The organism is Desulfovectis peckii, from assembly GCF_055391705.1.
On the sequence record NZ_AP042409.1, the window covers coordinates 1255284 to 1269018 of the forward strand.

Here is a 13735-nt window from a genome sequence, read left to right on the forward strand (position 1 = left end):
TATTACCCTCCGGGCGTCAATAAATTGAGAATATCCTTGTAGGTAATGACGATCAGCAATAACAGCAGCAGCCCAAAACCTACGAAGTGAATAAACCCTTCTTTAGCCGGGTCAACCGGTTTGCCGGCAATTTTCTCCCAACCTAAAAACAACAGCCTGCTGCCGTCCAGTGCCGGAATGGGAAAGAGGTTAAATAAACCGATGTTAATGGACAAAAAGGCGGCAAACTGGAACAAGGTAAAGATGCCATATTCCGCCGCATTGCCGATCTCTGCCACCACCCGCACCGGCCCGGCAAGATCCACCGGCGCTTCATTGGCAATCATTTTGCCGATAAAAGTAATCAGCAACACCACTACCTCTGCCGTGGTTTTGATCCCCAGCCACAAGCCCTTAATGGGGTTTTTTTCCATTTCCGGCAAAATGCCGATAATATAGCGGCCGTCTTCACTCTTAATGGGCTTTACCGTAACCGTTCTCACTTGATTGTTTCTCTCGACCTCAATATTCAACGGTTGCCCTGCATATTCATTCACCAGTGCGGTCATGTCTTTCCAGCGATCAACCGGGGTTCCGTTGATCGCAACGATGCGGTCGCCTGATCTAATGCCGGCAGCATAAGCAGGCATATCTTCATTTACCGCCCCGACAGCGGTGCTATCTTTCGGAATGCCGCCAACGGTAAATATAATGGCAAAGAGCAAGGCAGCCAAGACAAAGTTCATCAGCGGCCCGGCGGCAATGGCCGCCGCCCGCTGGGCAACGGTTTTTTTATGAAAGCCGTAAGACTCGTCATAGTCTTTGTCTTCGGGATCCATGCCGGCCATGCTGACAAAACCGCCCAGCATAAAAAAGAGCCTTACGTTGTAAACCGTCTCCCCTCTCTTGGTGCCAAACAATTTGGGGCCAAAACCCATACTAAACTCATTAACTCTAATACCTACCGCCTTGGCGGCAGCAAAGTGCCCCAACTCATGAAAAAAAATCAATATACCAAATACAAATATCGAAGCCAATAAAGTTTGCATCTATCCACCTCGTAATATCTTTACGAAATTAGCTAATGTTTTGCGCTGTCTCCCGTGCCCAGCGATCGGCATTCAGAATGTCATCTAACTTTGGACGGGCAATATTTTGGTGTTTTTCCATCACCGCTTGCACAGTCCGGGGGATGGCCAAAAAGCCGATCTCCCCTTTTAAAAACCGCCAAACGGCTACTTCATTGGCGGCATTCATTACCGCCGGCATCGTTCCGCCAAGTTTACCGGCATGATATGCCAGCCTTAAACAGGGGAAATTGTCCATATCCGGCGCTTCAAAGGTAAGTTGGCCGATACTTAAAAGATCAAGTCTCGGCAGCTCGTTAGGCCAGCGCTGAGGATAGGATAAGGCATACTGAATGGGAATGCGCATATCCGGAATGCCCAGCTGGGCAATCACCGTGCCGTCAGCGTATTCAACCATCGAATGAACGATGCTTTGGGGATGCACCAGCACATCGATGTGCTCAAAATCCAGGTTAAAAAGCCAATGGGCTTCAATTACTTCCAGCCCTTTATTCATCAAAGTTGCGGAATCAATGGTAATCTTGCTGCCCATATTCCAGTTGGGGTGTTTTAGGGCTTGTTCCGGGGTGATGTTCTTCATTTCGGCAGTAGTTAAACCGCGAAAGGGGCCCCCGGAGGCAGTGAGAATAATTCTTTTTAAGTCCGCCCGATTTTCGCCGTTTAAGCACTGCCAAATTGCCGAGTGCTCGCTGTCTACCGGATAAAGATTAACCCCGTGTTGTTTTACTTTTTCCATGACAATTTCACCGGCAGCAACCAATGTTTCTTTATTTGCCAGCGCAATATCTTTTCCTGCTTCAATAGCCTTAACAGTTGGCATCAGCCCCACCGTACCGGTAACAGCGGTGAGCAGCACGGTAGCTTTTTCACAGCCGGCTACCGCAATCAGCCCCTCTTCTCCGAATAAAATCTCCGGTTTTTTTGGGCCGCCCAACATGCCACTCAGCTTTTCTGCATGCCGCAAGTCACTTACCGATACCACCAGGGGCTTAAATTCATTGATTTGTTCCGCCAACAATTCAATATTGCGGCCGGCGGCCAAGGCCACTACTTTTATGTGCTCCGGATTATTGCGGGCCACGTCTAAAGCCTGCCGGCCAATGGAACCGGTACTGCCGATAATGGAAAGATACTTCATAAGATACACTCCAAACTATATATTTTATCCGGGAAATCCTTTGCGCCCTTTAAAAGCGGCCTGAATGGCAATTAATAAAATCGGACCGAGAACTAAGCCAAAGAAACCGATCAATTTAAAACCAATGTACATCGCCATTAGGGTAGCCAAGGGGTTTAAACCCAGGTTAGCCGCCACTACCCGGGCTTCCAGCAGCTGCCGGGTGACCAAAATTATTAAATAAAGAATACTAAGCTTTATGCCAAAGGAAATTTCTCCGCTAATAAAGGACCAGACAACCCACGGTATATATATTCCTGCCGGACCAAGAACAGGTAAAATATCTAATAAACCAACTATCAAACCAATGGTTAAGGCATATTTCGCACCGATTATATGCAAACCGATAATACTGGTCAACATGGTAATGGTGACCAAAATACTTTGTGCCTTCAGGTAGGCTAAAAAGGCACTTAATACTTCGTTTACAACGGAAATACTTCTGTCACCATAAGGTGCGGGAATAACCCGGCGCCAAAATAAAGTAATCTTCCGCCGGTCTTTAGAGATGAAATAAGTAGCTAACAGTGTCACTATGATTCCCAGCACTGTCCCCGGAACCAAGGAAAAAAAGGACACCATTGATGCAGCGGCAAATTCAACAACCCTTTGCAGGGCAGAGCTGAAATTGCCGATAGCATTTTGCATATATGTAATGATCTCCGGCGGCAGTTCACCGTAAAAACGAATGGCTGTGGGAATAAGCTTTTCTATCGACAGCCAAATCTCGCGAGATACTGCCGGCAGGGCTGCGGAAATGGAAATTAGCTCGGAAATCAGTTCAAAACTTACCAGCACCAAGAGGGTTCCCAATGAACCCAGGATCACCAGCATCGACAAGGCAACGGCCAAGCCCCGCGGCATTTTCAGCCTTGATTGCAGCAAGCAAATCATCGGTTCCATTATAAAGCTTAAAAACAAAGCAAAAACAAAAGGCAGTAAGGCGGGAAACAGGCGGGCCAGCAGCCAGATTAGGGCGGCGGCCAGTGCTAAAGCCAAGAGTGACGCACCGGAAAACATAATTGTGTTTTTTGCATAATTGTACCACTTGGGAACCATTATTTCACCTCATTAAATTATAAACACTGTTGCAAAATAGTATACCAACGGTGCCGTAAGCATCATACTGTCGAAACGGTCCATTACGCCGCCGTGCCCGGGTATTAAGTTGCCGGAGTCTTTAGTGGCACACAGTCTTTTAAAGGCACTTTCAATTAAATCGCCAAGCTGACCGGCGATACTGATCCCCAATCCCATTAGCAGTATTAAACCAAAGGAAACGGGCATCACCAACAGGCAATAAACATACACCGTCACTATCGTGCCCAATACACCGCCGACCGCTCCTTCCCAGGTTTTTTTCGGGCTTAAAACCGGTGTTAATTTGTGTTTGCCAAAAGCCCGGCCGGCAAAATAGGCAAAGGTATCACTTGCCCAGGTGCCTAGCAGCATCAAAAACAGCCACTTTCTGCCCTCCGGCAGCGTGCTGATTAAGTATATATAAATCAAAAGGCTGATGTACAAAGTAATAAATAACCCGGCTGCTCCGTCAAGAACGGTAAATTTAGGGAAGCGGCCAACAAGCATTAGCAAATGCAACACTAACAGCAAGGTAAAAAGCGCAATGACCAGCCCCCAATTTTGCAGGTAAGCGGCAGCCAGCAGCACGAGCGGGCCAAGCAGTGTCAGCCCTTTATTTGGCTTGACGTTAATATTATTCAGCATGTTGACGGTTTCCAGCGCCCCGATAACAGTCAGGGCTGCCACCAGTAGCATTAAAGCCCAGCCCCCCTGCCAGGCAATATATATTATTAACGGTACGCCGACAATGGCACTTAATACTCTTAATTTTAGCAAATTTAATTTCACCAACCTATGCGTTGAACATTTTAACTATTCTGCTGCTTATTCTTTAAACCGCCAAATCTGCGCTCCCGGTTTTGAAAATCATAAATGGCCTGCAGTAAATCCTTCCGCCGGAAATCCGGCCACATGACGTCAGACAGCCAAAACTCGGTATAAGCTAACTGCCAGAGCAAAAAGTTTGATATGCGGTAGTCACCGGAGGGCCGAATTAACAGATCGGGATCCGGCAAACCGGCAGTATACAGATTAGCGGAAATCAGCTGTTCATCGATATTATCCAGTGATATCTCACCACTCATCGCTTTTTTGGCAATGATCCGCATGGTATCTACCAATTCTGAGCGGCCGCCGTAGTTTAATGCCAGGTTAAACACCAATCCGTCATTGTCGGCAGTGCGCTCACGGGCATAGGCCACCGCTTCTTGGCATTTTGGGGGCAGTTTATGTATCCGCCCAATGGCCCGCACCTGTACCTTGTTTTCATCCAGTTCATCAATTTCTTTATAAACATACTCCACCAGCAAGTCCATTAAGGCGTTAACTTCTTCCCGCGGGCGCTTCCAGTTTTCCGTAGAAAAGGCATAAACGGTCAGCACCGGTATCTTTATTTCATTGCACACCTTGACCACATCGCGCAAAGCCTCTACACCATATCTATGCCCGGCAATCCGGGGCAGACCTCTTTTTTGGGCCCATCTGCCGTTACCGTCCATAATAATCGCAATATGCTTAGGCAAACGCTCAAAATCAATTAATTGCATCAGCCGTTCAATTTCCTTTAATTCGTCAGCATTTTCCTGTTTGCGAAAGTAATTTTTGAACATGATTCCTCCTAATCATTAGGTAAGTTTATGTAAAATTATACCGCATACTTCGCCATACCAAAACAACCCCCTCGACGCCGAGGGGGTGAGTTGTTATCCCGTTACTGTTCAATGATTGCCCCTGCAGGGCAAGAATCAAGGCATAGCCCACAATCATCGCATAGCTCTCTATTTATGCTGTAACGTTCAACACCAATGATAATCGCGTAAACCGGACAAGCATCTTTACAGGCACCGCAGCCAAAACACAAATCACTGATTACTGTGGCCATTAGGCTTTACCCCTTCCACCGCAAACTTCAGACGTTACCGTCAGCAAAAGGGTACGCTCGTCAATAAATTTTACCCGTACCAGCCTCTGGGCGCCCTTATTTACCGCAAACGGGGTATCGGTGTACTGTATTTGATAATTAAATCCGGCGCTGTCTAAATAATACAGCGCCTCTTCCAGCTTCATGGCAAGCAAGTCAGTTGGCTGCATGTTTATACCTGCATAATTTCTTTTTCTTTAGCTGCGGTTAATTCGTCTATTTGCTTGATGTATTTGTCGGTTAATTTTTGAATGGCATCCTGACCGCGCTTAACTTCGTCTTCAGAAATGTCTCCGTCCTTTTGGGCTTTTTTCAGGGCATCGTTGCCATCTCTTCTTAAATTGCGGATAGCCACTTTGCCTTCTTCCGCCTTCTTTCTGACCACTTTAACCAGCTCATTGCGGCGTTCTTCCGTCAATTGCGGAATGGCCAGTCTGATTACCGTACCGTCATTGTTCGGGTTAATGCCCAAGTCAGATTTTAAAATCGCTTTTTCAATTTGCGGCAGGGCGTTTTTATCCCAAGGCTGAATTAGCAAAAGGCGTGGCTCCGGTACCGTAATGCTAGCCAATTGATTTACCGGTGTGGGCGTGCCGTAGTAATCTACCGTAATTTTATCCAGCAAAGCAGGTGTAGCGCGGCCGGCCCGCATCCCGGCAAATTCACTTTTAGTAACTTCCACGCTCTTTTTCATTTTTTCTTCCAGTTCCTTGAGGACTTCGTTGATCATACTTTCTCTCCCCCTACGTACGTGCCGATTTTATCTCCCATAATAGCTCTTTTAATATTACCTTCTTGAGTAATATTAAATACTATCAGTGGGATTTTATTATCCATGCAGAGCGATGCTGCAGTAGAATCCATTACCTGTAAACCTTTATTCAGAACCTCTATATAGCTAAGAGTATCGAACTTCTCGGCATCTTTGTTTTTCAGCGGGTCAGCGGTGTAAACGCCGTCTACTTGTTTGGCCATCAGTATGGCTTCTGCTTCAATTTCCGCTGCTCGCAGAGCGGCAGTGGTATCAGTGGAGAAATAAGGGTTACCGGTGCCGGCTCCAAAGATAACCACCCGGCCCTTTTCCAAATGCCTGATTGCTCTGCGCCGAATATAGGTTTCGGCAACGGCTTTCATTTCAATGGCCGTTTGTACTCTGGTATCGACGCCGATATTCTCTAAAGCATCTTGTAAAGCCAGGGAATTGATCACGGTCGCCAACATACCCATGTAGTCGGCTGTAGCCCTGTCCATTCCTTTGGCACTGCCGGCAACGCCGCGCCAGATATTGCCCCCGCCGACTACTATGGCTAACTGAACCCGCATTTCTACAACTTCTTTAATTTGTTTTGCTATCGAATACACAACTTGCGGGTCAATACCGAACCCTTTCTTACCGGCTAAAGATTCACCGGAAAGCTTAAGAACCACACGCCTGTACTTGGGAGTCATGTACATTGATAACCTCCAGTTCGGTTTTAAATATATTCAACAAAATTGCCCCAATTCCTTTTAAAGGGAAAGAAAAACAAATCAAACCACGCAGACGGTTTATATTATTCCGAAAATTCCATAAAAGTAACGGATACAAATTGACTTACGTCCTGGCAAAAGCCGCGGAACGTAAGTCCCATTTGTCAGAGTTACTTTTTCATTTGCGCCATTACTTCTTCAGCAAAATTATCTTGTTTCTTTTCAATGCCTTCACCCAGCTCGAAGCGGGCAAAGCGGCGAATGACAATATTTTCACCGATTTTGGCAATATTTTCGGTAACCAGTTGCTTTACGGTCTTGTCCGGATCTTTAATAAAGGGCTGTTCCAACAGGCAAACCTCTTTGTAATACTTTTCAATCCGACCTTGAACCATTTTCTCTACAATATGTTCCGGTTTGCCCTCATTTAAGGCCTGGGCTTTCAATACCTTCATTTCTCTTTCCAGAACTTCTTCCGGTACATCTTCACGGCTGACATATTCCGGCTTAGCAGCGGCCACCTGCATGGCAATGTCTTTAACTAAGGCTTTAAAATCATCCGTTTTGGCTACAAAGTCTGTTTCACAGTTTACCTCTACCAGTACACCGATACGTCCGCCGGCGTGTATGTATGATTCAACCAAGCCTTCTGCTGCAACCCGACCGGATTTTTTAGCCGCTGCCGACAAACCTTTTTCCCGCAGCAAATCAATAGCTTTTTCAACATCACCGTTGGTTTCGGTAAGGGCTTTTTTGCAGTCCATCATACCGGCACCGGTACGCTCGCGCAATTCTTTGACTAATTTAGCAGAAATCTCAGCCACAAGATTACCTCCCAATCTATAAAATGTTTACTGAACAATGTTTTACTTTGCTATTATAACCACAATATTCCACACACAAACATGCAAAAAGGGCAGGGAGACCCGTTAAGAGATGCCCCCCCACCCTTTCATCATCAACTACTCACTGACTTGCTCGCCTTGTTTACCTTCTAAAACAGCATCCGCTATTTTACCGGAAAGCAGTTTAATGGCACGTATAGCATCATCGTTACCGGGTATGACGTAATCCACTTCATCCGGATCACAGTTGGTGTCAACGATAGCTACAATCGGTATTTCTAATTTACGTGCTTCCGCAACGGCTATACGCTCTTTGCGTGGATCAATGACAAAAACGGCATCAGGAAGTTTATTCATGTTCTTAATTCCGCCCAAAAACTTGTTTAACCGTTCTTTTTCATGCAAAAGCGCGGCTACTTCTTTCTTGGGCAGGAGTTCAAGAGTACCTTCCTCTTCCATTTTTTCTAATTCTTTTAAGCGGTCAATACGATGACGAATAGTTTGGAAGTTAGTCAGCATTCCGCCAAGCCAACGCTGATTGACATAGAACATGTCGCAGCGCTCCGCTTCCTCTTTAACCGCTTCCTGAGCCTGTTTTTTCGTGCCGACAAACAAAATATTACCGCCGTTGGCCACGGTTTCTTTTACAAAGTTGTAAGCTTCTTCAACCTTTTGCACCGTTTTTTGCAGATCGATTATGTAGATACCGTTGCGATCTGTAAAAATATAAGGTGCCATTTTGGGGTTCCAACGTCTGGTTTGATGTCCGAAGTGCACGCCGGCTTCCAGCAATTGTTTCATGGTAATAACGGCCACTGCTACTGCACCCCCTTCCTTGCCGGTTTTTTCCCTCCGCTGCCATCATCTTATTGACGAGACCCAAACACCGGGCACCCTCGCCAAAATCCAACAGCGTGTGTATTTAACACCAAAAAGAATAATAGCATAATTATTGGGCAAAGACAAGTAATAGTCAAAAAAAAAGCCGGAGTAAACCTCCGGTTTTTGTCAAAACTTGATTTTTTGCTCAACGAAGAAGTTCTAACCCATTACATTACTTAAGTTTTTCCAATTCCTCCAACAGTCGATCATTTAACACCCGAATATAGGTGCCTTTCATACCCAACGATTTGGATTCAATAACACCGGCGCTTTCAAACTTACGCAGTGCATTAACAATTACCGATCTGGTAATACCTACCCGATCCGCAATCTTACTGGCTACCAATACTCCTTCCTCACCATCTAACTGTTTAAAAATGTGCTGAATGGCATCCAACTCACTGTAAGATAAGGTGCCTAAGGCAATTTGTACCGCCGCTTTTTTGCGTGCCTCTTCTTCCATCCGATCGGCACGGGCCCGCAGTATCTCCATGCCAACAACTGTAGCTCCGTACTCAGCAAGAATCAAGTCTTCATCGGTAAAGTGCTTGTCATATTTGGCTAAAACCAATGTTCCCAAACGGGTTCCGGCACCGACAATCGGTACTACGGTAGTTATTTTGTTTCCGTTTGGACAGCCCTCGTCGTTAAAAAAGACGCAGGCATTTTCCCGTTGACAGAAATTAGCGTAGGTTTCCGTTACTTTTAACAGCTCATTATTGTAATTTTCCGGAAATCTTTTGCTGCCTTTAACAATTTCCTTCATGATGTCACAGGAAAACTCATCCATAAAAGCGTAGCCTAATGCCCGACCCCGCTTATCAATGATGTATACATTAGAAATTATATTATCTGATAGAACTTTGGCGATTTCTGCGTAATCCACCGGATACCCCGCTGATTTCTGCAGCAATCTGTTTATCGCTCTTGTCTTTTCCAGTAGTCCGCTCATCTAGAGACCCTCCTGATTCTTATAAAATGTAACGAGTTAGATCTTCGTTTGCTACGACTGCACCAAGCTTGCTTTCAACATATGCCCGGTCAATGACAATTTTTTGCCCGGACATTTCCGGCGCTTCAAACAATATATCTTCCAACAACTTTTCCATAATGGTGTGTAACCTGCGAGCACCGATATTCTCTGTCTGCTCATTTACAGTATATGCTATTTTCGCAATTTCTTCAAGAGAATTTTTTGAAAATTCAATAATTACACCCTCAGTGCGAATTAGCTCCTGATACTGTTTAATTAAGGCATTTTGCGGTTCGGTAAGTATTTGTAAAAAGTCTTGCTCAGTCAAACTCTTCAGTTCCACTCTAATGGGGAAACGCCCTTGCAGCTCAGGGATCAAATCTGACGGTTTAGTAAGATGAAATGCTCCGGCGGCAATAAACAAGATGTGATCAGTTTTTACCGGGCCGTACTTAGTATTTACTGTCGAACCTTCTACAATAGGCAGTATATCACGCTGCACACCGCCCCGGGACACATCCGGCCCGCCGTGAGAGTAATCTTTGACCGCAATTTTATCAATCTCGTCTAAAAACACAATGCCTTCTTCTTCTGCCCGCTTAATGGCCTGGGCGGTCACCTCATCCATATCAATTAATTTCTGTGCTTCTTGCTGCGTAAGTATTTTGCGGGCTTCTTTGACGGTAAACTTGCGCTTGTGTTTTTTGCTCGGCAAAATACCGCCAAAAAAATCCTTTATATTGATACCCATCTCTTCAACACCGGAACCGCTGAAAACTTCCAGCATGGGCGTGTTGTTGTCTTCTACCTCAATCTCAATATATTCGTTTTCCAGCTCACCCCGGGCCAACTTTTCCCGCAGTATTTCCCGTTCAAACTCCACTCTTTTTTCCCGCTGTTTTTGTAATTTATCTTCCTCACTGTCAGCAGTCGGGTTGTTCATGCCAAAAAGCATTTCAAAGGGATTTTTAACCGACGTATTCCTTGCCGGTTTGGGAGCCAGGATCTCCACAATCCGCTCTTCCGCCATTTTCGCGGCCCTGTCTTCCACTTCGGCAATTTTTTCCTGCTTAACCATGCGCACACTGGTCTCTACCAGATCCCTGATCATCGACTCCACGTCACGGCCTACATAACCAACTTCGGTAAATTTGGTCGCTTCTACTTTAATAAAAGGTGCTTTCACCAGCCGGGCCAAGCGGCGCGCAATTTCCGTTTTGCCTACACCGGTCGGACCGATCATTAAAATGTTTTTCGGCAGCACTTCTTCCTGCATTTCTTCCGGAAGCTTGCTTCTGCGGTAGCGATTGCGCAAGGCAATGGCTACTGCCTTCTTTGCTTCCTCTTGGCCCACGATATATTTATTTAGCTCAGCGACAATTTCTCGGGGAGTTAAAGAACTCATCTTCTGATGCCCCCTTACAATTCTTCCACACTAATATTGTGGTTGGTATATACACAAATATCAGCCGCTGTGTGCAGCCCTTCAACAGCAATCTCCTTGGCAGAAAGGTTCGAATGTTTTAACAGCGCCCTGGCCGCTGCCAGCGCATAATTGCCGCCGCTACCGATAGCGGCAATGCCGTCATCCGGCTCAATAACTTCACCGCTGCCGGAGATAATTAAAATATGCTCTTTATTGGCCACAATGAGCATCGCTTCCAAGCGGCGCAGCGCTCTGTCCATACGCCAATCTTTGGCCAGTTCTACGGCTGATCTTAAAATATTGCCGTGATATTCTTCTAACTTGCCTTCAAATTTTTCAAAAAGTGTAAGAGCATCGGCAACAGAGCCGGCAAATCCGGCCAGCACCTTTCCTTGATAAAGCCGACGCACCTTAGTGGCCCTTTGTTTAAAAATGGCGTGTTCACCGAAAGTTACTTGGCCGTCTCCGGCAATCGCCACCTGTTCACCTTTTTTAACCGCCAGTATTGTTGTGGCATGAAACATAGAATATTCCCCTTTTCACAATTTATAATTATATCGGCTTTATTGTTTTTTGGCAATTAAATTTTCAACACATTTTGACAATTTATACTTTACAGACTGCCAATGGGTTCATGCCCGCGGATGGGTCTTTTGATATATCTGCCTTAGTTTTTCTCTGGTAACATGGGTGTAAATTTGCGTAGTTGAAAGGCGCACGTGTCCTAAAAGTTCTTGCACCGTGCGCAAGTCCGCCCCCCGATCCAACAGGTGGGTGGCAAAGGTGTGTCTTATGGTATGGGGGCTGGCACGGCGCTCCATGGCCACTTTCTTTAAATACTTATCCAGTATTTTGCGTACGCCGCGGGCAGTCAGCCGCTCACCCCGATAATTGACAAACACCGCATCAACACGGTGGGCTTTGGCCAATAGCTTTTCGCGGCCGTTGTTAAAATATATTTTTAAAGCTTCTACCGCATATGAGCCTAGGGGCACAATCCTTTCTTTCGCCCCTTTGCCGTAAACCCGCAAGTATCCGCCGGCAAGATCAACATCGGCAACATCTAAGTTAACCAGTTCACTCACCCTTAAGCCACAGGCATAAAGGGTTTCCAGCATTGCCTTGTCCCGCTGCCCTAAAGGTGTGTTGTCCGGCGCGTCCAACAGTTTTGTCACTTCTTCGGGATAAAAAAAACGGGGCAGCTTTTTCTTTACTTTCGGCGTTGCCACCCGGGAAAGGGGGTTATGATCAATAAAATCTTCCCGCAACAGATAATTATAAAAAGAGCGCCAGGCAGCAAGCTTGCGGGCAACGGTGCTGCGGGCCATGTCCGAAGATTGCAGCGCGGCCAAAAAACCGCGCATTAAATGATGATTTATGTCTGCCGGGTGCAGGTCTTCATCTTTCTTGCCGGTAATGGCACTAAAGTAATCCAACCCTTGAAAGAGATCCTTTTGATACTCTTCTATGGTGCGGGTTGAGGCGTTTTTTTCCAATTGTAAATACAGCAAAAACTGATCAATGTAGTGATACAAAGAAATCATCTTCCTTATAATACGATCTGTTAACACTCTTTTAGGTCATGTTCGGCAATAAATGTGCTTAGTTTTTCCAGTGCCCGCCGGGCAATGGTTTGATTGCGCAGTTTTTTGTTTTTAATTTTCTTTTCCAGCGGCGGTATCAAACCAAAGGTGATGTTCATCGGCTGGAAGCACTTGGCATCTGCCGTGGTGATGTAATGCAGCAGTGCTCCATGGGCGGTTTCCCGCGGAAAGACAAGGGGACTTTTGCCCACTGCCATGCGGGCGGCGTTAATTCCCGCCACCAAGCCCGCTGCCGCCGATTCCACATATCCTTCCACGCCGGTTATTTGGCCGGCAAAAAATAAACTTTCCCTTTTTTTGCATTGCAAGGTCGGCTGCAACAGGGTCGGCGAGTTAATGTAGGTATTGCGGTGCATTACACCGTAACGAACAAATTCCGCATTTTCCAGGCCGGGTATTAAAGAAAACACCCGCTTTTGCTCGCCCCACTTTAAGTTTGTTTGAAAGCCGACCATGTTGTACAGTGTTCCTTCCGCGTTGTCCTGACGCAGCTGCACCACGGCATAGGGGCGCTTGCCGGTCCGGGGATCGATCAGCCCCACCGGCTTGAGCGGCCCATACAACAGCGTATCCCGCCCGCGGGAGGCAAGTACCTCTACCGGCATGCAGCCTTCAAAGTGAATTTGTTTTTCAAAGTCTTTCATGGGTGCACGCTCGGCATTAATCAGGGCCTCATAAAAAGCGTTATACTCCTCTTCGGTCATCGGGCAGTTCAAATAAGCCGCCTCTCCCTTTCCATACCGAGAGGAGCGAAAAATCACGTCCATATTTAAAGATTCCAAGGTCACGATGGGTGCCGCCGCATCGTAGAAATACAAATAATTGCTACCGGTAATGGTTTTTATCTGGGCCGCCAAACTGTCTGATGTTAACGGTCCGGTAGCAATAATGACAATTCCCTCTGTCGGTATTTCCGTTACTTCCTCATAAACCACTTCCACCAGCGGATGGGCTTGCAGCACTTCGGTGATGTATTGGGAAAACCCCGTCCGATCCACTGCCAGCGCCCCACCGGCGGGAACGCGATGGCGCTCGGCGCTTTCCATAATCAGGGAACTCAGCCGGCGCATTTCTTCTTTTAACAGGCCGACGGCATTTTCCAGCCCGTTGGCTCTTAGAGAGTTGCTGCAGACCAATTCTGCAAAGTAGGCTGTATGGTGAGCCGGCGATTTCTTTTCCGGCCGCATTTCATACAATTTAACCGGAATACCGCGCCGGGCCAGCTGCCATGCGGCTTCCGATCCGGCCAAACCGGCGCCGATAACGGTTACAGCGTTGCTTTTCATGTGC

General features: G+C 46.5%; 16 protein-coding genes. All 16 read right to left on the reverse strand.

Going from position 1 to position 13735, the window contains the following annotated elements; genetic code table 11:
- Positions 1–2: 2 nt before the first annotated feature.
- Positions 3–1028 (reverse strand): RIP metalloprotease RseP, encoded by a 1026-nt coding sequence (rseP, locus tag ACZ5NG_RS06260; RefSeq protein WP_464250970.1) that lies wholly within the window; start codon positions 1026–1028, stop codon positions 3–5.
- Between the two features lie 28 nt (positions 1029–1056).
- On the reverse strand, positions 1057–2205 hold the full coding sequence (locus tag ACZ5NG_RS06265; protein ID WP_464250971.1) for a 1-deoxy-D-xylulose-5-phosphate reductoisomerase: 1149 nt from the start codon (positions 2203–2205) through the stop codon (positions 1057–1059).
- Positions 2206–2229: 24 nt separating this feature from the next.
- On the reverse strand, positions 2230–3303 hold the full coding sequence (gene ytvI / locus ACZ5NG_RS06270) for a sporulation integral membrane protein YtvI (protein WP_464250972.1): 1074 nt from the start codon (positions 3301–3303) through the stop codon (positions 2230–2232).
- A gap of 12 nt (positions 3304–3315) precedes the next feature.
- Positions 3316–4101, reverse strand: a complete 786-nt coding sequence (locus ACZ5NG_RS06275) for a phosphatidate cytidylyltransferase (RefSeq protein WP_464250973.1) — start codon at positions 4099–4101, stop codon at positions 3316–3318.
- Between the two features lie 32 nt (positions 4102–4133).
- Entirely contained in the window at positions 4134–4934 is an 801-nt protein-coding gene (locus tag ACZ5NG_RS06280) for an isoprenyl transferase (protein ID WP_464250974.1), read from the reverse strand.
- A 101-nt stretch (positions 4935–5035) separates the two neighbouring features.
- Positions 5036–5206, reverse strand: coding sequence for a DUF362 domain-containing protein (locus ACZ5NG_RS06285; protein ID WP_464250975.1), 171 nt, complete (start codon positions 5204–5206; stop codon positions 5036–5038).
- Entirely contained in the window at positions 5206–5415 is a 210-nt protein-coding gene (locus ACZ5NG_RS06290; protein WP_464250976.1) for a hypothetical protein, read from the reverse strand. The genes ACZ5NG_RS06285 and ACZ5NG_RS06290 overlap by 1 nt, the downstream gene beginning before the upstream one ends.
- Before the next feature lie 2 nt (positions 5416–5417).
- Positions 5418–5975 (reverse strand): ribosome recycling factor, encoded by a 558-nt coding sequence (gene frr, locus ACZ5NG_RS06295; protein ID WP_464250977.1) that lies wholly within the window; start codon positions 5973–5975, stop codon positions 5418–5420.
- Positions 5972–6694, reverse strand: a complete 723-nt coding sequence (pyrH, locus tag ACZ5NG_RS06300) for a UMP kinase (protein ID WP_464250978.1) — start codon at positions 6692–6694, stop codon at positions 5972–5974. Before pyrH ends, frr begins: the two co-directional genes overlap by 4 nt.
- Before the next feature lie 191 nt (positions 6695–6885).
- Positions 6886–7539, reverse strand: a complete 654-nt coding sequence (gene tsf, locus ACZ5NG_RS06305; RefSeq protein WP_464250979.1) for a translation elongation factor Ts — start codon at positions 7537–7539, stop codon at positions 6886–6888.
- Positions 7540–7677: 138 nt separating this feature from the next.
- Positions 7678–8376: a 30S ribosomal protein S2 gene (gene rpsB / locus ACZ5NG_RS06310; protein WP_464250980.1), complete on the reverse strand. Its 699-nt coding sequence runs from the start codon at positions 8374–8376 to the stop codon at positions 7678–7680.
- 238 nt (positions 8377–8614) lie between these two features.
- Positions 8615–9394 carry a GTP-sensing pleiotropic transcriptional regulator CodY gene (gene codY, locus ACZ5NG_RS06315; RefSeq protein WP_464250981.1) on the reverse strand — a complete coding sequence of 260 codons (780 nt, stop codon included), beginning with the start codon at positions 9392–9394 and terminating at the stop codon, positions 8615–8617.
- A gap of 19 nt (positions 9395–9413) precedes the next feature.
- Positions 9414–10820, reverse strand: a complete 1407-nt coding sequence (gene hslU, locus ACZ5NG_RS06320; protein WP_464250982.1) for an ATP-dependent protease ATPase subunit HslU — start codon at positions 10818–10820, stop codon at positions 9414–9416.
- A 14-nt stretch (positions 10821–10834) separates the two neighbouring features.
- Complete coding sequence (gene hslV, locus ACZ5NG_RS06325) at positions 10835–11365, reverse strand: ATP-dependent protease subunit HslV (RefSeq protein WP_464250983.1); 531 nt, start codon at positions 11363–11365, stop codon at positions 10835–10837.
- A gap of 108 nt (positions 11366–11473) precedes the next feature.
- Positions 11474–12376 carry a tyrosine recombinase XerC gene (xerC, locus tag ACZ5NG_RS06330; RefSeq protein ID WP_464253113.1) on the reverse strand — a complete coding sequence of 301 codons (903 nt, stop codon included), beginning with the start codon at positions 12374–12376 and terminating at the stop codon, positions 11474–11476.
- 29 nt (positions 12377–12405) lie between these two features.
- Entirely contained in the window at positions 12406–13731 is a 1326-nt protein-coding gene (trmFO, locus tag ACZ5NG_RS06335; protein WP_464250984.1) for an FADH(2)-oxidizing methylenetetrahydrofolate--tRNA-(uracil(54)-C(5))-methyltransferase TrmFO, read from the reverse strand.
- Positions 13732–13735: the final 4 nt, after the last annotated feature.